19 protein-coding genes, 1 tRNA gene and 4 pseudogenes are annotated in these 20,694 nt (G+C 51.1%); 12 read left to right on the top strand and 12 right to left on the bottom strand.

Annotation, left to right across the window (positions count from 1 at the left end; all coding sequences use genetic code 11):
* Positions 1-337 precede the first annotated feature (337 nt).
* The 7 genes from AC6I8I_RS04880 to AC6I8I_RS04850 form a co-directional block, all read right to left on the bottom strand.
* Positions 338-1,405, bottom strand: coding sequence for an alcohol dehydrogenase catalytic domain-containing protein (locus tag AC6I8I_RS04880; RefSeq protein ID WP_497828376.1), 1,068 nt, complete (start codon positions 1,403-1,405; stop codon positions 338-340).
* 89 nt (positions 1,406-1,494) lie between these two features.
* Positions 1,495-2,673, bottom strand: a complete 1,179-nt coding sequence (locus AC6I8I_RS04875; protein WP_497828375.1) for an MFS transporter — start codon at positions 2,671-2,673, stop codon at positions 1,495-1,497.
* A 157-nt stretch (positions 2,674-2,830) separates the two neighbouring features.
* Entirely contained in the window at positions 2,831-3,667 is an 837-nt protein-coding gene (locus AC6I8I_RS04870) for a sugar phosphate isomerase/epimerase family protein (RefSeq protein WP_312053532.1), read from the bottom strand.
* A 5-nt stretch (positions 3,668-3,672) separates the two neighbouring features.
* Complete coding sequence (locus tag AC6I8I_RS04865; RefSeq protein WP_497828374.1) at positions 3,673-4,416, bottom strand: SDR family NAD(P)-dependent oxidoreductase; 744 nt, start codon at positions 4,414-4,416, stop codon at positions 3,673-3,675.
* A gap of 20 nt (positions 4,417-4,436) precedes the next feature.
* Complete coding sequence (locus AC6I8I_RS04860; protein ID WP_497828373.1) at positions 4,437-5,558, bottom strand: alcohol dehydrogenase catalytic domain-containing protein; 1,122 nt, start codon at positions 5,556-5,558, stop codon at positions 4,437-4,439.
* Entirely contained in the window at positions 5,555-6,577 is a 1,023-nt protein-coding gene (locus AC6I8I_RS04855) for an ROK family protein (RefSeq protein WP_312053528.1), read from the bottom strand. The genes AC6I8I_RS04860 and AC6I8I_RS04855 overlap by 4 nt, the downstream gene beginning before the upstream one ends.
* Positions 6,574-7,800 (bottom strand): sedoheptulose 7-phosphate cyclase, encoded by a 1,227-nt coding sequence (locus tag AC6I8I_RS04850; protein WP_497828372.1) that lies wholly within the window; start codon positions 7,798-7,800, stop codon positions 6,574-6,576. The genes AC6I8I_RS04855 and AC6I8I_RS04850 overlap by 4 nt, the downstream gene beginning before the upstream one ends.
* A gap of 237 nt (positions 7,801-8,037) precedes the next feature.
* Here AC6I8I_RS04850 and AC6I8I_RS04845 point away from each other — a divergent pair, with 237 nt between their 5' ends.
* Positions 8,038-8,916: a LysR family transcriptional regulator gene (locus tag AC6I8I_RS04845; protein ID WP_312053525.1), complete on the top strand. Its 879-nt coding sequence runs from the start codon at positions 8,038-8,040 to the stop codon at positions 8,914-8,916.
* A 491-nt stretch (positions 8,917-9,407) separates the two neighbouring features.
* Here the strand turns inward: AC6I8I_RS04845 and AC6I8I_RS04840 are convergent, their stop codons facing one another.
* The gene (locus tag AC6I8I_RS04840) at positions 9,408-9,971 is read right to left on the bottom strand and encodes a hypothetical protein (protein WP_497828371.1); all 564 of its coding nucleotides are present in this window, start codon (positions 9,969-9,971) and stop codon (positions 9,408-9,410) included.
* A gap of 549 nt (positions 9,972-10,520) precedes the next feature.
* Here AC6I8I_RS04840 and AC6I8I_RS04835 point away from each other — a divergent pair.
* The 5 genes and pseudogenes from AC6I8I_RS04835 to AC6I8I_RS04815 form a co-directional block, all read left to right on the top strand.
* A pseudogene (locus tag AC6I8I_RS04835) lies at positions 10,521-10,947 on the top strand (hypothetical protein).
* 39 nt (positions 10,948-10,986) lie between these two features.
* Positions 10,987-11,610: a hypothetical protein gene (locus AC6I8I_RS04830; RefSeq protein WP_312053522.1), complete on the top strand. Its 624-nt coding sequence runs from the start codon at positions 10,987-10,989 to the stop codon at positions 11,608-11,610.
* 72 nt (positions 11,611-11,682) lie between these two features.
* Positions 11,683-12,426, top strand: a pseudogene (locus tag AC6I8I_RS04825) (NAD(P)/FAD-dependent oxidoreductase); the annotation flags it as partial.
* Positions 12,427-12,441: 15 nt separating this feature from the next.
* Positions 12,442-12,737: pseudogene (locus AC6I8I_RS04820) on the top strand (cupin domain-containing protein); the annotation flags it as partial.
* Positions 12,715-12,888: pseudogene (locus AC6I8I_RS04815) on the top strand (integrase); the annotation flags it as partial. The pseudogenes AC6I8I_RS04820 and AC6I8I_RS04815, both read left to right, overlap by 23 nt.
* A 15-nt stretch (positions 12,889-12,903) precedes the next feature.
* On the opposite strand, the gene AC6I8I_RS04810 reads toward AC6I8I_RS04815, so the two are convergent.
* Positions 12,904-12,980 (bottom strand) — tRNA-Arg (locus tag AC6I8I_RS04810).
* A gap of 94 nt (positions 12,981-13,074) precedes the next feature.
* A complete protein-coding gene (locus AC6I8I_RS04805; RefSeq protein WP_312053488.1) occupies positions 13,075-13,578 on the bottom strand; it encodes a DUF1198 family protein in 504 nt (167 codons plus the stop codon).
* A 174-nt stretch (positions 13,579-13,752) separates the two neighbouring features.
* On the opposite strand from AC6I8I_RS04805, the gene folD reads away from it, so the two are divergent.
* Together folD and ybcJ are read left to right on the top strand one after the other, a co-directional pair.
* Entirely contained in the window at positions 13,753-14,619 is an 867-nt protein-coding gene (folD, locus tag AC6I8I_RS04800; protein ID WP_312053487.1) for a bifunctional methylenetetrahydrofolate dehydrogenase/methenyltetrahydrofolate cyclohydrolase FolD, read from the top strand.
* Positions 14,620-14,832, top strand: coding sequence for a ribosome-associated protein YbcJ (ybcJ, locus tag AC6I8I_RS04795; protein WP_031376075.1), 213 nt, complete (start codon positions 14,620-14,622; stop codon positions 14,830-14,832). It abuts the gene before it with no gap.
* A 27-nt stretch (positions 14,833-14,859) separates the two neighbouring features.
* Here the strand turns inward: ybcJ and AC6I8I_RS04790 are convergent, their stop codons facing one another.
* Both AC6I8I_RS04790 and cysS read right to left on the bottom strand, forming a co-directional pair.
* Positions 14,860-15,966 (bottom strand): AAA family ATPase, encoded by a 1,107-nt coding sequence (locus AC6I8I_RS04790; RefSeq protein WP_069727970.1) that lies wholly within the window; start codon positions 15,964-15,966, stop codon positions 14,860-14,862.
* A 33-nt stretch (positions 15,967-15,999) separates the two neighbouring features.
* On the bottom strand, positions 16,000-17,385 hold the full coding sequence (cysS, locus tag AC6I8I_RS04785; protein WP_497828370.1) for a cysteine--tRNA ligase: 1,386 nt from the start codon (positions 17,383-17,385) through the stop codon (positions 16,000-16,002).
* A 212-nt stretch (positions 17,386-17,597) separates the two neighbouring features.
* Between cysS and ppiB the strand changes: the two genes are divergently transcribed.
* The 4 genes from ppiB to purK all read left to right on the top strand — a co-directional run bounded on the left by ppiB (position 17,598) and on the right by purK (position 20,509).
* Positions 17,598-18,092, top strand: coding sequence for a peptidylprolyl isomerase B (ppiB, locus tag AC6I8I_RS04780; protein WP_031376072.1), 495 nt, complete (start codon positions 17,598-17,600; stop codon positions 18,090-18,092).
* Positions 18,092-18,808 carry a UDP-2,3-diacylglucosamine diphosphatase gene (gene lpxH, locus AC6I8I_RS04775; protein WP_497828369.1) on the top strand — a complete coding sequence of 239 codons (717 nt, stop codon included), beginning with the start codon at positions 18,092-18,094 and terminating at the stop codon, positions 18,806-18,808. The genes ppiB and lpxH overlap by 1 nt, the downstream gene beginning before the upstream one ends.
* A 130-nt stretch (positions 18,809-18,938) precedes the next feature.
* The gene (gene purE, locus AC6I8I_RS04770; RefSeq protein ID WP_312053481.1) at positions 18,939-19,448 is read left to right on the top strand and encodes a 5-(carboxyamino)imidazole ribonucleotide mutase; all 510 of its coding nucleotides are present in this window, start codon (positions 18,939-18,941) and stop codon (positions 19,446-19,448) included.
* On the top strand, positions 19,445-20,509 hold the full coding sequence (purK, locus tag AC6I8I_RS04765) for a 5-(carboxyamino)imidazole ribonucleotide synthase (protein WP_312053479.1): 1,065 nt from the start codon (positions 19,445-19,447) through the stop codon (positions 20,507-20,509). The genes purE and purK overlap by 4 nt, the downstream gene beginning before the upstream one ends.
* Positions 20,510-20,694 lie beyond the last annotated feature (185 nt).

Here is a 20,694-nt window from a genome sequence, read left to right as displayed (position 1 = left end):
GATTTACCGGCTGCAGGTCATGCGCACGGCACTTTGGCTCCCCGCTATCATTCATCCGGGTACTGGTGAAAAGACGATTTGATCGCCCTCACGCTTCACCTTAAGTTCTGCGCCCAGCGCTGCCCGGAATTAGCGTGAACATTAATCTCCTTAAGCCTCGTTTTTTCCTGAATGGTGAGCCACCAGCTGCCTGCACAGCTGGCGCTTTTTGTTTGTTACTGTTTCCCCTGTCCGCTATGAGCGAAATAGGAATTTTCGAAGGCATACTTATATTGAGATGTATTAAGTGATGCAGATCAGTTCTGCACAATAAATTTCTCCCTGACAATGAATAACATCATTCAAGGTTTATTCTTACCACGACTTTACCCGGATAATCATGCTCACCAGCGGCTACTCTCATCACAAGATCAGCGAAATCATCAAACTCAATAACAGTGGAAACCAGACTCTCTAATGGAAATTGCTGTGGATAGGTGGCATGAAGGCGAAAACTTTCTTCATAATCTTCCTTGTAACAACCATATGCGCCGCAAATCCGTAAAGCTTGCCCCTGATATTCGGTTTCCCGAATGAGCTCTTTTCTGCGGATAACATCTATATCAACCCCGGTGGTCAGGAATTTATCACCTTCACGTGTTCCTCCGTAGATCAACACAGTACCATTACTGGCAGTCAGATCAGCGGCCATTTCCAGTATATCTTGTGAGACAATAGTCGATACAACCATGACAATATCAAATTCGCCTGCATGATCCTTTGCGTTATCTAGTGCAAAAATTTCATCTTCACACAGCAGTTGTTTTTCATGCGCGAAATCACGTCTCATTTTACCCCGGTTAAAAATGGCAACTGACGCACCTAAATGTTTCGCATACATTGCAAACATGGTCCCGGAACAACCGGCCCCTATTATACCGACCTTTTTCCCCTGCAGATCTGTGGCTTCAGTGAGCGTTAACAATTTCTGAGTTGCATGAACGATGCATGCCATGGGCTCTGGCATCCAGATGTGATGGATAATATCTTGCTGAGGAACTCTGATGACGGCCTGGTCCAGTTGCTCTGCAGAGCCATTAATAAACACGTATTCCGCAAAACCTGTGGTTCGGTCTGGTGTAATGTTGGGATTGAAAGTCACCAATTCACCTTCCTGAAATCCGCTACTCGTGCCGCCAAATACTACTGTTCCTACCAACTCATGACCAAAAAGAGGCCCCCTGTCTGAGGGAACGTCCCGTGAACCTATGATTTCTTTGACGTCTGCACGGCAAATACCCATATAGTCCGGCCGTATAACGACACTATTTTCATTGAGGGTATGTCGTGGAAATTTTTTAGTGGCGTTTCTGACAATGCCATTCGCGAGTTCAGCTGTTTTATACGTCGTAGGTAAATAAGACATGTTCATTCCTGAAAGCAAAATTCAATAAGATTGTTGCCTCTCTAACGTTAACCACGGGTAGAAAGGCAAACATTATTTTTATTTACCGGTTACGATTCAAGCGCCGGCGTAAGAGATTGACGACTGAGACGCCATGCAAACAAAGTGATAACCAGACTAATTGCCGCAAGCAGGGCTGCGGCCAGGGGGACTGCGCGAATACCGAAACCAAAATCAAGTACAGTGCCACCCATCCAGGCACCTAATCCGTTACCAAGATTAAAGGCTGAGACATTTACTGACAGCGCGAGCGTCGGAGCTGCAACTGCCAGTGACTGAATGCGCGCCTGCAGGGAAGGAATAATTGAAAATCCAATTGCGCCGAACAGGAAAAGAGTGATCGCTGAAAGCACCGGCACCACGCTGGTCATCCAGAAAATAACCAGCACAATGACCAGGCTGCTCAGTACTGTCGTCACACCGCGCATCACGTGTTTATCCGCCAGTCTGCCGCCCGCGAAGTTACCCATGATCGCACCGATACCGAAGACGACTAAAAGCGCGGACACGGCAGAAGGTGAGAAATGGCTGATGTCCATTAACAGTGGCACAACGTAGGTCGAAGCTGTAAATACGGCCCCTTGTGCCAGCACCGTTGTAATCACCGCAAAGATAAACGTCGGATTGCCCAGCGAGCTCAATTCACGACGCATTGCCCCGGGTTTAGACTGTTCAGCCTGCGGTAATTTTGCTGGCATAAATACTGCAATCAATGCCATTGAAATCATGGCAACAATCACGATAGCCACAAAAGTCGCACGCCAGCCAAGGTTTTGGCCAATGAACGTACCCAATGGCCCGCCTAACGCGTTTGCAAGATTAAAGCCAAGCGCAATTTTTGCCATGGCTGAGCCCTGTTTACCGGGGGGAGATAGCGTAGCGGCGAGGCTGAAGGCAACAGCCACAAATGTCCCGTGGCTTACTGACGTGAGAATGCGCGCCGCCATCAGCATTTCATAATCAGATGCCAGTACCGCCCATACATTGCCAATGATAAATGGCACCATTAAGCCCACAACCAGTGTCTTACGAGGAACACGGGAAGTGAGGAGTGTAACAAACGGGCCAATTATCGTTACGCCTAATGCGTATCCCGTTACCAGCAGGCCGGCATCTGGGAGAGTAACCGCCAGATCTGATGACACCACAGGTAACAGCCCTGAAATAATAATTTCCGCTGTTCCCAGACAAAAGACTCCTAACATCAGCGCAAATAGCGTGATAGGCATAAATAAACTCCTCGAAAATTTTTATGTCGAAACCCAATTATTAACCTGACAGTAACGACATTATTAAAATGCAGAAAAAAAACCTCATTTAAATGAGAATCAGCCAAATAACATTTACAATTAAGAAAATTCGCTGACGTTCAATCTCTCAACGGAATCACCCATCATACTTCTGCATCAACTCAGAACTCCCGCACCTGTTTTGGGTAACCGAGGGTCTTATCGCGTATTTTTTCAACCAACAGATATCACTTTTAAGACGTGAAATAACGCCATCCCGATAGTCATTTTCCAGGACTAACGTACTGACGAAACTTTCTTTGTTATTGAGCGAGTTAATAACGTCAAGAATAATCTGGTCGCTGCACGTTAGTGGCGAATTTTCATCCATAACTTTAATGTGTATTTGCGGAGCAATTAAATTTGCAGCCACTTTTACTACACCCAGAGGAGATTGCCCTACTTTTAAAGGGTTACCTGTATCAAGAACCACGCGAAAGTTGGCTGAATTAACCATTCGGATAAGTTTCAGCAAATTGTCAGGGTTAAGCACATTTTCTGTTGCCAGTAAAAGTCCTCGTTGCAGTGCCTGGCTACACGCCCAGTGTAATACCTCTGCCGTTCTGACTAATTCAGTCTGATTAGTGATCTCACTGCGGCGAAAACTGGGAAAAAACACCAGCCCTGCTCCCAACGTATCAGCGGTATCAATAGCTCTGGAGATAATATTTCTTACCTCCCGCGACGCAGAACTGGCTGGCTCAGCACACAGACCAATATCATTAAGTACATTTGCCGACACAGCCAGTAAATGAACCTGGGTTTCAGTAAGTGCTTCACTTATGGCTTTCAATGTTTGCGGATTGTCCAGCCATGGCGACCTGCCCGGTCCGCCCAGGTCCAGCTGAATCCCTTCAACGCCAACCTCAGCAGCGAGGTAAATGGCATCCCGGCCACTCACAGGCAGTCGCCAGTCTGCTAAACCAATGTTCATCGGCGTCACAGCCTGCTCCGATCGCTCTGTGATGCTGGTTTCGTTTCCTGGACAGGCTGCCAGTGGCCATTGGCCTGAACCATTAAGCTTGCACCATTGATGAACTGATTCTGATTTGTGATCAGCTCCACCGCGATTCGGTCAAAACTCTCCGGTCGCATGTAACCTGAGTAATCGAAATCAGATGGACGGCGACGGCGAATGCCCGCAGAATCAACCATTCCTGCTGGAAGCGCAGAAATAAAGCGGACCTTTGCTGGATCTTCTTCCTGGCTCAGCGAGTCAATCAGTGAAGCGCAAGCCGCTTTCGTTGCGGCGTAACCTGAACGCCCGGGCCCACCGTTATATACCACCTCAGAAGAGACATTCAGAAACAGACCCGGCAACGATTGACGTAGCGAAGGTAACGTTGCCTGCAGCGTCAACCATAGCCCGTTTAAATTGACCTCAAGTTGCTGGCGCCATTCGGTTAACGCGGTCTCTGAAAATAAAGAGCAACGATCACCATAGTACACAGCCGCATAACACACGGCCTGCAAAGGACCGGTGGCAGCCTCGGCCAGCGCTGCTTGTACAGCCTGATGGTCCATAAGATCTACTGACATCCAGCGAATTTTCCCCTGGTTTGATGGCGGATTCCGACTGAGAACTGTGACTTCCAGACCGGCCCTGGACCAGGCTTCTGCTATCGCTCTGCCAATCCCGGTTGAACCTCCAACCACTAGCGCCTGACGACCCGTTATAGACATAATTTAATTGCTCCTTCTTATTAAGTTTCCGTGCTGAATTGCACCGCAAGTTTTATTAACCTGCGACCATCGAATTGTCGCTCCGTTGATGATGCAAGGTGCGTCATCACATCAGCGGCCTTTTCCAGAGAAAGAGTATGCGTAATGAGAGAACTGTAGCGTTCAGGCTGTTTCATTAGTTCCTCTGCAGCGCTTCTCAAATGACGGTTAGCTACGCCACGCTGACCAACTAGCTGGACGGTTTTGGCATGATTGGTTTGATGTGTCTGAACCACACCGGGCATGGGCTTACCGCCACAATTCGCTGCTCTGATTTGACTTAAGAGGACACCAGGTAACAAAGGCGTAGCAGCATCTGCTGGTAACCCCCCCAGTAAATTTATCCTGACTTCTCCACGAATGTAGCGGAGTGCAGTTTCGAGACACGCCAGAGTCGCATTACGTGGCGTAGCGATCAGCACCGCAACACGTGCACCTTCCGAAAGTGAAGAGAGTAATGCCGTACCTGCTGCATTATTCAAAACGCATTGTGCAGCACCCGCTTCATAACGCCTGCTCCATGCCATGCCTTGTTCAGTATGGTGCAGATGCTGGATGCGAATTCCAGCCACCAGTTTGTCAGGCGCAGCCCGAACTGCCAGATGGCCTATTACACCATCACCAAATACCACCAGCGTGTCTGGGTTGTGGTCTGACAATAATTCAAAGGCATAATGTACCGCCGCAAGCGGTTCCAGCAGGGTCGCCGTCGCGGAATGGTGAACGGTGCTCAGCGGCATAACCAAGCCATCGCGTACTGCGATCGCAGGAATCAGTACATTTTCCTGGAGCAGGCCTTCGACATTGTGACCCAACAGAAATGCAGGATCGCTGCGATGCGTTGGATTGATGCAAACCAGCGTTCCAGGTGCCAGATTGGCCGGGACATCTTTGCCTACCTCAGTCACACGTGCGATACCTTCATGCCCGAGGATCAGGCTAGGATCATCACGAAGTCCGCGTAACATCTGGATATCTGTTCCGCATAAACCTGCGTATATAGGGCTGACTGTAAGTTCATAACCCTCTGGTTTGCGGGTTGACCTGTCCATCACCACGACTTTACCGTCATGGCGAACTAACGCTCTGTGCCACTGACTCATTGCCAGGCTCCAAAGGTAGCGGCAACCCCCGCGCCAGCAAGACAGTCTGCTGGCGCTACCACAATACGTGTTGCTATCCAGTCAAAATCCAGATGGCTGGTCAGGTACAAACCCGCAGTGCGCAAATGTTCTAGAATCGCAGATCTGTAGTGTTCACCCAGCGAAACTGCAACGCCTCCGGTGATGACAATTTTATCTAAATCCGGGTCAAGACAGAGTGCAGTGCGAAGAACATCAGCAACAGGTAATGTCACCGCCCTGAGCAGCGCTTTCGCTACCGGGTCATTTGTATGCAGTGCCTTGATGAAGGCCTGTTCAAAATTGTTACCTTCTTCAATTGTTCGCCCAAGCATCGAACCAGCCCATTGCTGCGGTTGCCGAACTTTAAAGAGATCCGCCATTCTTGCTATACCGCGCCCCGACGAAAACGAAGAGAGGTGATTTAATTCACCGCAGTCGCACAGCAAATGCACCGCCTCGCCATCCAGGTTCGTGGTTGCCGGAAGATGACCGATTTCTCCTTGCAGGCCACAGGAGTCAAAAGGAATATGCCTTGTCGTTCTGTCTATAGTGCGCGCAGCAATCCCGGTGCTAATTGTCACCAACATGACTTTGCGGTCCTGAGCACACAGTGGCGTGGTAATAACGTGCAGCAAGGCGGCTGTGACATCATTAACGACATGCCATTTGACATCAGGCCGCAGGCGAATCAACTCGCTTTGAAGATCAAAGGGTACGTTGTGCGCTCCCCAAAGCGGCGCTGAGGCATAAACCGTTGCATTTCGATGATTCATCGCCGCCCCAAAAGAAATGCCCACTGTTTTATCCTGATCGCAGGCAGGAATTTCAGTTATTGTTTTCACCAGCCGCTGTTGCAATTGTTGAACTGACATATCAGGGTGCTGATGAAAGCTCGGTGTGGTTATGGATTTGCGAGTACCCACACCTTTATCCGCTGACCACTTAGCCCATCGCATGTGAGTCCCGCCAATATCGATCACAGTGGCTGTTTGGGTCATGCTGCTACTTCCCCGCTTAATAACTTTTCGCGACTTTCGAGGAACGCCAGCGCAACAGCAAGCTCATCGCGTGTGATGTCATTGACAAAAGCGACGTTGCCGATACCGTCAGAAAGCGGAATACGCTGTAATCCATCACGATGTTTGATCGTGTCAACGAGGGCTTCTTCCAACAGGGCGAGATTAAAAACAGGATTTGAAATTGGCAGCCCGCTTTTTTGTATCAGCGATATGGCACGTTCTGTCTCTTCTGCCGTCAGCAGTCCGCGCCCATGAGCAAGCGCAACGCACAGCGCCATATCAACGGCAACCGCTTCGCCGTGCAGCAGCACCGGATTAGCGAGAAGTTCCAGCGACGGGCTGAAGGTATGCCCGAAATCTACGCAACGGGCTAATTCTGCTTCCCAGAGATTTGGTTCAAGTTCTGCCAGCATGCCAGCAATTGAGCGCGTGATAATTTCCTTCATTGCGCAATCTTCTGAGGAAAAAGCTTCCGGAGTCAGATGCAGTGACATCATTTCAAGCAATTCAAACAGAGGCTTATCTTTAATAAGCGCCATTTTAATAATTTCCGCAACACCATTAGAAATATGACGTTGGTTGAGACTTTTAAGAAACGACGGATCGATTAAAGCTGACGTCGGGGCAAAATAGGTTCCCAGACGATTTTTATGATCTCCATGATTGATACCAGTTTTAATGCCTATACCTGCATCAATCTGACCCATTAACGTGGTTGGAATGCGAAGGTAGGGTATACCGCGACGATAAAGACTAGAGGCAAATCCCACGACATCAAGTAAGACACCCCCACCGATACCGATGACAACCTCACCGCGACGCAATAAACCGGCGTCTGCCATCGCCTCAGCTACCAGAATAGTTGATTCGACATTTTTGTTAATCTCATCTCCTGAGATAACTTTCCAACGGATGTCAAAATTCCAATGTGAGAAGTAAGCTTTGAATTTTTCGCCATAGATTTCATCAACTTTTTTATCTATAATAACCAGACGTTTGATGCTTGCCTTTAAGTTTTTATCGACATGCTTTGCACAGGCCCGCGCTAAAGATGGATTTTTAAGATTTAATATATCTCTGACAATTGAAACCTGATACTCCACTTCCTGTGTCGCATGCATATGCCATGTTAAATCAGTACTTTTGGCTAGCGGTGCGCGCCGAAAACTTAAAGTATTAGATAGCTGTTGATTTTCGTTCATATTATTCCTTTTGATTTTAGCCAACTATTATTTGCACAACGAGCGATAACATCACTTCGCATTATTAGATTGCTGTCCTACACTTTTCGCTTCCGTGTATAGGCTATTTTTTAACTCGGGGTGTGATATCAATTAACACCACAATGACTTTACATTAACTTACGTTCTGGAATAACCTACCTGCAGTTCCGGACTATGCTGCCAGATTTGGCCGCAATCCAACTTGAGGTACAAAAAATGATCGATTCACTTTCCGCGATTTCGGTGTTCGTGAAGGTGGCGCAAGTGGGGAGCTTTGTATCAGCGGGCCGTGCGCTGGGATTGAGCGCTTCAGCTGTAGGCAAACGGGTGACCAGCCTGGAGAGCAGCGTGGGAGCACAGCTCCTTCAACGCAATACCCGTAGAATTTCTTTGACCTATGAAGGTGAGTGTTTTTTGAACCATGCATTGCGCATTCTTGAGGAAGTCGATCAGATACAAAATGCCATGCTGGTTTCAACCGAGAGCGCCGTCGGAAGATTAAAAATCAGCGTAGCCCCCATCCCGAATCTGTTTAGTGAAAGATTTAATGCTTTTCTTGAAGAACACAGAGAGATAGACGTCGAGTTTGATTTCTCCGACAGGTTTGTCGATCTGGTCGGTGAAAATTTCGACGCAGCCTTACGTGTCGGAAATGATCCTGATGGAAATTTACGCTCTTACTACATTGGTGATATTCAAAGCGTCCTTGTTGCCTCTCCGGATTATCTTTCCATGCATGGTCAGCCAGAAAGTGCAGAAGAACTCATCACTCATACTTTAATTCACTATCGGTCAAGAAATACTGGCATGATTCAAACATGGCCATTACCTGGAATAAAATCTTTACATCTTCCTCAATCGATTATTTGTAACGATATTGAGACTCGCATTAAGCTGGCGCTTAATGGTAATGGCATAGCATATTTACCTTACGTTTCAATAAAAGAACATCTGGAGTCAGGCTCCCTTTGTACGCTGCTGGAGGATAAAATCAGTGATACCAGCACACCGATTTATGTTGTCTGGCCATATGCCCACAGGTATTCGTTACGGCAAAGGTTATTAATTGACTATCTTAAACGATTCAAAATTTGAGCAGGACAAATCTCAAGGGGTTTAACAGACATCTTATTATGATAGTTCAATATCGCAATGCATATCTGGCACCCTTCTGGATAATTAACACACCATTATCATAATGCATAGTAATAATATATTTTTTATTTCCTGTTTTGCGAGGTAATTTTATTTGTTTTTCTTCTTAGAGAAAATCCATATAAATATTTTCACATATTTGATGCATTACTGTTTATGGCGTAAACCAATTTAGATCTCCATGCAAACGCCCTGAATGAAACCGGATGACCTGCCCCTCGTTGATTAATACGGTCTGATATTAAAAAGGTCCGCTACTGGCACAGAGCGGACTGCCCGGGCGCAAGGTCCACTATGAGCAAAAAATGGACCTGAAGGCGCATTAGTACACAAAAGACGGTTACAGCGAAGCTGGAGATAATGGGTTTTTACGAACAGAAAATTTTAGTCAGGTCGAAAAGAGACTGTCGTGAAAACCTTATACCCCCTTTTTATCCTGCATCTTCTTCAACATTGTATTTTCGTTGCTCAATATCCCACGGAAGCGCAGGTTGTTTGCGAACAAGTTTTGTTTTTCCTTTTGAGAAGAAATAAGTTCTGAGTTCTAAAAAATGGCGGCTTTTTTTCGGTTGAGGTTCATAAGTGATAAGAAAAAAAATTAAAGGCCTGCTAGCTTCACTCCATATTCTGGTTGCTTTTTCAATAACAATATTGATGTTTTCATGCTGACAATACGAGATGAACGTGGCGAAATAGCACTTGTCGTTTTTTTCAAGCAGTTTGTCTAATTCGTTAACACTGTCTCTATCTGCCTGATTATACTCCCACTCAACATAGGTTAAAATTTGATTATCTGGGTATCGTAAAACCGCATCGGTACGCCCGCACTGTTCAAAAAACGTTCTCGCGCCCATCAACTTTGCACACTCTCGCATGACCAGGCCAACATGAATGGTCCAGTTAGATCGGTTGATATATTCACCTTTGAACACAGGAAAATCTTGATACCACACACAATTAAACAGACAGATGAAATCGCGCTCTACTCGCTTCAACGCAAGCCTCTTTTTCAATAAATGATTTGTAAACTGATAAGTAATATCTGATATCGGCTATTCATAACTACACTTTAGGATTTTAATGTCCGGGTCCTGATTTATGTGCTCTTTAGCTGTCAAATCGAATTTATTTCACTCTTATTACTTATTCAGAGTTGATCAACCTGCCACGAAGTGAATCAAGTCCGCTTATGGCACAGAGCGGATGTCCGGCATGAGCTTTCCAGACTAGCAGATAACATCAGCCTAAGAATCAAGCACAATACTGGCAGTATCCTGTCCTTGTTGCACCACCCTTTTTCGGCAACTGATCATTGTTATGTCTTAATTGTTGATTGATACCAATCGGTGGCTTACAAGCCTGACCAGTCAGCGACGACAGTTTTTGCTGACAGCTATGCTGTATGGCCTTCATATCACCCTATAGCAATGTTTCGTTAAGTGTTTTGTTTTAAGGGATTTAGTGGACTTCAGAAGAGGATAACAGGAGAGAAAATCGGCCCCTACAGGATTGAATAGTAAATCATATGTGCATGTTATTTAGTTATTTTTCCTTGTTATGTAATTACACATACCCCCAAATGTTTTTGTGACCTCAAAGTCATTAGCTCTTCCAGTGGCGATAAAATCGCATGGCTTGTCGATGCCATCCGACACAAACTGAACCGTCCAGAGAATAACCCTAATGCTCGCTTAATGTCATTGGTGGAGCGGATGGAAGTAGCTGCCGCTGCTCTTATCGTCGGTAAGCAGGGTGTACCGGGTTCGCCATATGACGAACAGGAGGTGATCCGCATCATTGCTGAGACTATCAATCAGGGCTTTGACAATGCTCGCATCATCGCAGAGCGGCTTAACGATGCAGGCTATCAGACGAAAGCTGGTAAGGCGTGGACTAAAGATATATAGCGCATGGAAACGTCAGGCAGACCATAAAGCTAAAGTCGATGCGGCCATGCCCGGAAATGAGTAACCTGAACGGGTAGGCTTGTTGATGTTGCATGGATGAAAAATGAAAAGACGCTTTTGGCTAGTTCCAGGTATTGTGTTTGTTACTGTGTTTTTTGGAATGAAAGCTTTATTGGGAGGTGGGTGTTCAGATGGCTGGCAGTCACCTTCAATTGGTATACAGGGAGCTTGCTCACACCATGGCGGCGTAGGAAGCGGAGGGGGAATATCGCTTATTTGTGCCTTAGCCTTGGCTGGCTATAGCTTTTACAGATTAGACAAAGAGGAAGCCGAGAAAAACCGCAGGAACTATCAATTATCAAAGCAGAATGAATGGCTTAGGCTTGATCTAACCTCAGCACCATTCAATCCACAGGAACACTATTCAATTACGGGAAATGCCCTTTCATATACCTACATAAGGCGCATTGGTTCTGAGCCTGAATCTTTAACGGTTACCATTAGCGATGCGGATTCAAGCAAAATAGAGAAGTTAGCCCTCACTTTAGCTTCACAGAGCCATGCCACGTCTATGCTGGTTCTCGATGGTCTTGATGTTTCCCTAACCATGAATATCGGTAAGTTAACAACCTTCCAGGTACACCAGATTTCAGATATTGGTTCTTTGGGGAACGCAGCTGTCTTTCTGATTGAGACGCTCGATAAGCATTTACACTCTAACGCTTAATATTTCTTCTTTCAGCTGGCTTATGCAATTTGAACCCAGACCCGGTAACTCTTTTACGGTGTCTGTAGTGGCACACTGAACATGCTGCTGGGATCGGCCCAGGCCGCGACCTCATTGGGCGTGAAAATTTATGAATCTTCGCCCGTAGTGGAGGTGGAGTACGGCAAACAGGTACGTGTCCGCACGGCGATGGGTAGCGTACGCGCCGCTAAACTGCTCTGGGCGTGCGATAGCTTCCTCAATAATCTTGAATTGGAAATTCATAACAAAACGCTGGTGACGTACTCTGATCAGATTGCTACCGAGCAGCTTTCAGATGAGCTGGTGGAACGCCTTAGCCCTATCCGCGACGCATTCAGCGATATTCGTCACGTAATCAATTATTACCGTCTGACCCGCGAAAACCGCCTGCTGTTTGGCAGTGCCACACGCTTCGTTGAGTACACGCCGCGCGATTTTTCAGCCTGGAATAGCACGTTAATGGTGGAGATTTTCCCTTATCTTCGCGACGTAAAGATCGATTTCGCCTGGGGCGGTCCGATGGCGTGCAGCGCCAACCTGTTCCCACAAATCGGCACCCTGAATCAGCATAACAATGTGTTCTATGTGCAGGGCTACTCCGGTTTTGGTGTTACGCCGTCGCATATCGTTTGCAAAGTGCTTGCGGAGGGCATTAACGGTGGTTCTGCACGCTATGACCTGATGAGCAAAATTCCGCACGCCCGTATTCACGGCCGCGACAGCATGCGTCTGATGCTGGTGACGCCCGACAAGTTATTACATCAAACCGCTGGCTACTGGAAAGGCCGTAGCTAACCGACTGGAGAAAAAATGAAATCGATAAAGTTAAGCGATCCCATTCCTGACCTGTATCCGATTGGCAGCGTCACCCTGCCTGGTGCCACACCGATAGAGGGCGATCCGCAGGTGGCGGGCCTGATGATTTATGGCGAACCGCAGGATGCCTTCTCCTGTGGCCTGTTCTCGTCAACGCAAGGCAGTTTCAGCATGACCTATCCATTCACTGAACAGCCACTGTGCTTGAGGGAGAAGTAGAGCTAACGGTCGAAGCCACCAGAGAAAGCACGCGCTACCAGAAAGGCGATATCTGCGCTGCAAGAAATGGGCGGCTGGGAAAGCATTGAAATGGTACAGCGATATGCGCACCTTGCACCTAATCACTTAACGGAGCATGCACGGCAAATTGATGCCATTTTTGGCAGTCGTGTCCCAAATCTGTCCCATGTGGAAAATCTGGTAGTCGGAGGGAAGGGGTAAGTCGATGATTTTATTTGGCACGCCCTACAGGATTCGAACCTGTGACCTACGGCTTAGAAGGCCGGTGCTCTATCCAGCTGAGCTAAGGGCGCATGGAGATGGCACGGATTATACGTCGGGAAGCGGGTACGTCAACGTTTTTGCCGTTCCTCCGCAGCGAAGTGCTGCGGTAATGACCAATTGGCGTCAGTGACGCCTGCGCCATTCGCTGAGCGACACGAGTTTACTGTTGTCGGTAAATTCTCCTTCCAGCTCAATCGCTTGTGATGTGAAACGCGCATTGTATTGCTCACGAAGTGCATGTAGCGCCGGGATGTCCGGCTCCAGCTGGCGCAGAAAGCCCAGCGCGAGCAGCAGCTGCTGGCGGCTAATAAGCGGTGGAAAACCGGCACGACTGAGAATCGCATGCCAGCGCTGGCTGTTCTCCTCGCTGCCGTCAACAATCATCACCTGCCAGATCAGCAGTACCGCTGCGCCATTATGCAGATGCGTTTCATTATCGTTGCTGAGATAGTCGGTAAACTCTTTCGCCGCCTCTTTCCCCATCATAGAGAGCATTGATTCCACCTGTACCGGTGGCAGCTGCAGCCGTTTGCTGAGCCGCTGAGCGGCGTGACGTGAGCCAGCGGTGAGCAGCTGAAATCCAGCGACAAACACCACCGCCAGAGTAACAAGCATTATCCAAATCATTACATCGTCCCCTGATTGTCCTGCAGATATCATACGCATGCAGGCCGGCACTCGTCGCGACGAAAAAGCCGGAAAGCGCGTACGCGTCTGAAACTGTAACTGACAGCGCGCCACGCTTCTGACAAAATAGCCCCCTTCCCCCGATTCAACACAACACAGTGGATTTCCTCTCTGATGGCAGCAAAAATTATTGACGGTAAAACGATTGCGCAGCAGGTGCGCCTTGAGGTTGCGGAAAAAGTGAAGCAGCGTCTGGCAGCCGGCAAACGTGCGCCAGGTCTGGCCGTGGTTCTGGTAGGTGAAAACCCGGCATCGCAGATTTATGTGACCAGCAAACGCCGCGCCTGTGAAGAGGTCGGTTTCCTCTCCCGCTCCTACGATCTGCCCGCCACCACGCGCGAAGCTGAGCTGCTGGAGCTGATCGACCAGCTCAATCAGGATAACGACATTGATGGCATTCTGGTGCAGTTACCGCTGCCAGCTGGCATCGACAACGTCAAAGTGCTGGAGCGCATCACGCCGGATAAAGATGTCGATGGCTTCCACCCGTATAACGTCGGTCGCCTGTGCCAGCGTGCGCCTAAACTGCGCCCCTGCACCCCGCGCGGCATCGTGACGCTGCTGGAGCGCTACAATATCGATACCTACGGCCTGAATGCGGTGGTGGTTGGCGCGTCCAACATCGTCGGTCGTCCAATGAGTATGGAACTGCTGCTGGCGGGCTGCACCACCACTGTCACCCACCGTTTCACCAAAGATCTGCGCCATCACGTTGAACATGCCGATCTGCTGGTGGTGGCGGTCGGTAAACCGGGCTTTATTCCGGGCGACTGGATTAAACCAGGCGCTATCGTGATTGATGTGGGCATTAACCGGCTGGAAAGCGGCAAAGTGGTTGGCGACGTTGACTTTGATTCCGCATCACAGCGCGCGGCCTATATCACGCCGGTGCCGGGCGGTGTCGGACCGATGACGGTCGCAACCCTGATTCAAAACACGCTGCAGGCGTGTGAAGAGTTTCACGATGGAGAGGTAGAATAAATGGCAACTTTTTCGCTGGGAAAATTCCCGCACGTCGATCTGTGCGATCTGCTGAAACTGGAAGGCTGGGTTCAGAGTGGCGCACAGGCTAAAGTCGTGATTGCCGAGGGTGAAGTGAAGGTCGATGGCGCGGTTGAGACCCGTAAACGCTGCAAAATTGTTGCCGGTCAGACGGTGGAATTTTCCGGCTTCCGCATTACTGTGGTCGCGTAAACCTCCGGCGTCCCTGCGGGGACGCTGTTACTCCGTTACCTCCCCCACCACCCGCGTCTCTCCTTCCCGCTGTTCAAGCGCAATATGATTCACCGCCGTATGCTGCGCGATCAGTGCTGCAAGCCGGGGCGAATGGCTGGTGATCCAGAGCTGGCTGAACTGGCTGGCTTCTGCGATTAAGCGTGCCAGCGCCGGCAGCAGATCTTCATGCAGGCTGTTCTCCGGTTCATTTAGCGCCATAAAAGCCGGTGGACGTGGACTGAGCAGCGCCACCACCAGACAGAGAAACCGCAGCGTACCATCAGAAAACTCAGCGCTTTCCAGCGGGCGCAGAATGCCACGTCGCGACATCAGCATCTGAAAGCGGCCATTCTGCACCTCTACCTCAAACTGACTGTCGGGAAAAGCCTGCGCCATCACCTCATACAGTAGTTCCGTCTGGCCGCGTTCAACGATCGTCGCCCACGCCGCCGCCAGATTACTGCCGTCATGTGCCAGCACCGGGGCGCGGACCCCAATCTGCGGTGCACGAATCGGCGAGCCCGGCCAGACGGCGAACTCATGGTAGAAGCGCCACTGGCGCAGCCGTTCACGCAACTGGGAAAGTTCAGGATAACGATGGGGTTCGCCGAGCTGACCAAACAGCGACTCTTCCGGATGCAGCACCGCCGGATAGGCGACGCGTTCGCCCTCAACGTTGTGCAGAAAGGCGGTCTGATTTTCACGCTGCAGGATGCACGAGGAAGGGCGGCGCTGTTGTCCGCTCAGCCACAGCCGCTCCTGCTTGACCAGCGGATCGAGATTAAACAAGCTGGTGACCAGCGGTTCGGGAAAACCGATCTCCAGTTGATAATCGATATCCTCCATCACCACCGCCAGCATCAGTCGCTTCGGATCATGACGGCGATCGCCACGCCGTAAGCCACCCGCCCACATCGCTTTCTGGATGCCGCCTTCTTCGGCCAGCGCCAGCGCCAGACGACCGCTGGCTGCCTCATGCAGCAGCCGGACCGCTTTATACAGGTTGGATTTGCCGCAGCCATTAGGGCCGCTTACCACATTGAGCTGCTGCAGCGGCAATGTCAGATCACGAATCGATCGAAAGCCGCGTATCTGAATCTGTTCAATCGCCATAATAAAAAAGGGCGATTGCTCGCCCTCCCCGGTTTATTTGCGGCGCCAGCTGGACCCCTGCGGCCCATCTTCAACAATCACGCCCAGCGCGTTCAGCTTGTCGCGGGCGATATCCGCCTGCGCCCAGTCTTTGGCGGCACGCGCATCGGCACGTGCTTTCACCCAGTGTTCAATCTCAGCGACTTCTTCATCATTCACCTGAGCGCCGCTTTGCAGGAACTGCTCAGGATCCTGCTGCAGGATGCCCAGTACGTTGGCGATCTCGCGCAGCTTCGATGCCAGACCGTTCGCTGAATCACGGTCTTCGCTTTTCAGGCGATTAACTTCGCGCGCCATATCGAACAGCACCGAATAGGCTTCCGGGGTATTGAAATCATCATCCATTGCGGTGCGGAAACGGGCTTCAAACGCTTCGCCGCCGCGGGCAGGCACGCTGCTGTCAGTGTGACGCAGCGCGGTATACAGTCGCTCCAGCGCCGCACGCGCCTGATTCAGGTTATCTTCGCCATAGTTCAGCTGGCTGCGATAGTGACCGGACATCAGGAAGTAACGCACGGTCTCAGCGTCATAATGTTGCAGCACGTCACGCACGGTGAAAAAGTTGCCCAGCGATTTTGACATCTTCTCGCGGTCGACCATCACCATGCCGGAGTGCATCCAGTAGTTAACGTATGGACCGTCATGCGCACAGGTCGACTGGGCGATCTCGTTTTCATGGTGCGGGAACATCAGGTCTGAGCCACCGCCGTGAATATCAAAATGAGTACCCAACTGCCGGCAGTTCATCGCCGAACACTCAATGTGCCAGCCAGGACGTCCATTGCCCCACGGTGATGACCAGGCTGGCTCGTCCGCTTTGGACATCTTCCACAGCACGAAATCCATCGGGTTACGCTTCACGTCGGCCACTTCAACCCGCGCGCCCGCCTGCAGCTGCTCCAGGTCCTGACGTGACAACGCGCCATAATCGGCATCGCTCATCACATCAAACATTACGTCGCTATTGTCCGCCACATAAGCGTGACCGCGAGCGATCAGGGTTTCCACCAGCTCGATGATCTCGGCGATGTGGCGCGTGGCGCGCGGCTCCTGATCGGGCGGCAGAATGCCCAGCGCAGCGAAATCGTTGTGCATTTCACCAATCATCCGGTTGGTCAGGGTTTCGATGCTCTCGCCGTTTTCATTGGCACGCTTGATAATTTTATCGTCGATGTCGGTGATGTTACGCACGTAGTCCAGCTGGTAGCCAAGGTAACGCAGGTAGCGTGCCACCACGTCAAACGCCACGAACGTCCGCCCATGACCAATGTGACAGAGGTCATACACCGTGATGCCGCAAACATACATCCCGATTTTACCGGCATGAATGGGTTTGAATTCCTCTTTCTGTCGACTCAGGGTGTTATAAATCTTAAGCATTGAACGGTTCCGTATTGGCGTGTGGTTGACACTTTTAAGTATCCAGACATTGTGCCGTATTTTTATCGCTCGCGCGACGCAAAGCAAGCCAACTGCGCCGCGCTGCTGACGCGTCATCAGAAATTATGATATAAGAACGGTCGACAAAAAGAGGCACGCCGACCGATGACGCGGCCTCAGCAACTGACGACAACCTTTACAGGACGACAAAAATGGTAACTTTCCAGACGAACCATGGCGATATCGTAATCAAAACCTTCGATGATAAAGCGCCGGCAACCGTAAAGAACTTCCTGGATTACTGCCGTGAAGGTTTCTACGACAACACCATTTTCCACCGGGTGATCAACGGCTTTATGATTCAGGGCGGCGGCTTTGAGCCGGGCATGAAGCAGAAAGCCACCAAAGATGAAATCCAGAACGAAGCCAACAATGGTCTGAAAAACACCAAAGGTACGCTGGCAATGGCACGTACCTCTGCACCGCACTCTGCGACCGCACAGTTTTTCATCAACGTGGCTGACAACGACTTCCTGAACTTCCGTGACGAAAGCGTACAAGGCTGGGGTTACTGTGTGTTCGCTGAAGTGGTTGAAGGCATGGACGTGGTCGAGAAGATCAAAGGCGTTTCAACTGGCCGCAGTGGTATGCACCAGGATGTGCCAAAAGATGACGTTATCATCCAGAAAGTCACTGTCAGCGAGTAATGTCGCGCACCCTGTTTATCGCAGATCTCCATCTGTGTCAGGAAGAACCGGCGATCACCGCCGGTTTTCTGCATTTTTTACAGCGCGAAGCGCCACACTGCGACGCGCTCTATATTCTGGGCGATCTGTTTGAAGCCTGGATTGGCGACGACGATCCCAATCCGCTGCATCAGCAGGTCGCCAGCGCCCTGCGCGCCCTCTCCGTTCCGGTCTACTTTATTCACGGCAACCGCGATTTCCTGATTGGCCAGCGCTTCGCCCGCGCCAGCGGCATGACGCTGCTGCCTGAAGAACAGGTGCTGACGCTCTACGGCCACCGTCTGCTGATTATGCACGGCGATACGCTCTGCACCGACGACGCCGGCTATCTGCGCTTTCGTGCCAAAGTCCATAACCCGTGGATCCAGCGACTGTTTCTGGCGTTACCGCTGCGGCTGCGCAAACGCATCGCCGCACGGATGCGCGCCGACAGCAAACAAGCCAATCAGCATAAGTCCCTGACCATCATGGATGTGAACAGCGACGCGGTGACCGCTACAATGCTGCGCCAGCAGGTGCGCTTGCTGATCCACGGTCATACTCACCGTCCGGCCATTCATCAGCTGACGCTGCAGGGTGAAACTGCGCAACGGGCGGTGCTCGGGGCCTGGCACAGTCGGGGATCGATGATTCAGCTCGACGCCAGCGGGATTCAGCTGATCGATTTTGACTTTTAATCGTCGGGTAAATCGACGCGTTTAGCCCGACGCAACCGTTTTCCTTACTCTCTTCTCATGCTATTCTCTGTGCCCTTCAAAACCTGTCCGCCCGGCCAGGTCTGTTTGTTCATTCACAGGAGTTGACCGCATGTCATCCAACGCCGCCCCGGCCTGCATCGCGATTGTTATGGGTTCCAAAAGTGACTGGTCCACCATGCAGTTCACTGCTGAAATCCTTACCAGCCTCGACCTGCCCTTCCATGTTGAAGTGGTCTCTGCACACCGTACGCCGGATAAACTGTTCAGCTTCGCCGAAACCGCCGCTGACCAGGGTTTTCAGGTGATTATTGCTGGCGCGGGTGGCGCAGCACATCTGCCAGGTATGCTGGCGGCTAAAACCCTGCTGCCGGTACTGGGCGTGCCGGTTCAGAGCGCGGCGCTGAGCGGCGTCGATAGCCTCTATTCGATTGTGCAGATGCCGCGCGGCATTCCGGTCGGTACGCTGGCGATTGGTAAAGCCGGTGCCGCCAATGCCGGGCTGCTGGCTGCGCAGATTCTGGCGATTCATGACGACGCGCTGCGTTCACGACTGGCGAACTGGCGTCAGAGCCAGACCGATGAGGTACTGAATCATCCTGATCCACGGGAGGAAGCATGAAGCCGGTTTGCGTCCTCGGTAACGGTCAGTTAGGCCGTATGCTGCGCCAGGCGGGTGAACCGCTGGGGATCGCGGTTTATCCGGTAGGTCTGGATGCCGATCCGGCTGCCCTGCCAATGGCCGACAGCGTGATCACCGCCGAAATTGAGCGCTGGCCGGAAACCGCGCTGACCCGCGAACTGGCGAGTCATCCGGCGTTTGTGAACCGCGATATATTTCCACGGCTGGCCGATCGCCTGACCCAGAAAAAACTGCTGGATCAGCTCCATCTCGCCACTGCGCCGTGGCAGTTGCTGGCCGACAAAGGCGAATGGCCGTCGGTGTTTGCCTCGCTCGGCGAACTGGCGATTGTGAAGCGCCGCACCGGCGGTTATGACGGTCGTGGCCAGTGGCGTCTGCGCGCGAATGAAACCGATGCGCTGCCGCAAGAATGCTATGGCGAATGCATCGTTGAACAGGGCATTAATTTTTCCGGCGAAGTGTCGCTGGTCGGCGCGCGCGGCCATGATGGCAGCACGGTGTTCTATCCGCTGACGCACAATCTGCATCAGGACGGCATTCTGCGCACCAGCGTGGCGCTGCCCCAGGCAGATCAGGCGCAGCAGCAGCAGGCGGAAGCGATGCTGAGCGCCATCATGCAGGAACTGAACTACGTCGGCGTGATGGCGATGGAGTGTTTTGTCACGCCGGACGGATTGTTGATCAACGAGCTGGCCCCGCGGGTGCACAACAGCGGCCACTGGACGCAGAATGGTGCTTCCATCAGCCAGTTCGAACTGCATCTGCGGGCGATTCTGGCGCTGCCCCTGCCGCAGCCGGTGGTGTTTGCCCCGTCGGCGATGGTCAATCTGATTGGCACCGCCGTCAACGTTGACTGGTTGCAGCAGCCGCTGGTGCACCTGCACTGGTATGACAAAGAGGTGCGCCCGGGCCGCAAGGTCGGGCATCTTAATCTGACCGACAGTGATACACAGCGGCTCAGGACTGCCCTTAACGCGCTGGTGCCTCAGCTGCCGGAAGAGTACGCCAGCGGCATCGCCTGGGCAGTTGAAAAACTGTAATCCTCCGTACCAAAACCTGCTGATGGCATTGTCAGGCGGCTGAGAAGCTCAACGCGAGGGGAGCATACGCCGGGAGCACAGCATAGCGGGCCAGGGACAAAATGCCGGGAGCGTTTTTGAACAACGCAAAGCGTTGGCCCGGCTACGGGCGCACCTCAGGGATGAGGTGCATAATCGCCCGCGCT

The organism is Pantoea sp. X-Soil-YNGN-775 (genome assembly GCF_059730575.1).
The sequence above is the reverse complement of the archived record's forward strand: the minus strand, read 5'-3'. Positions and strand labels throughout refer to the sequence as shown.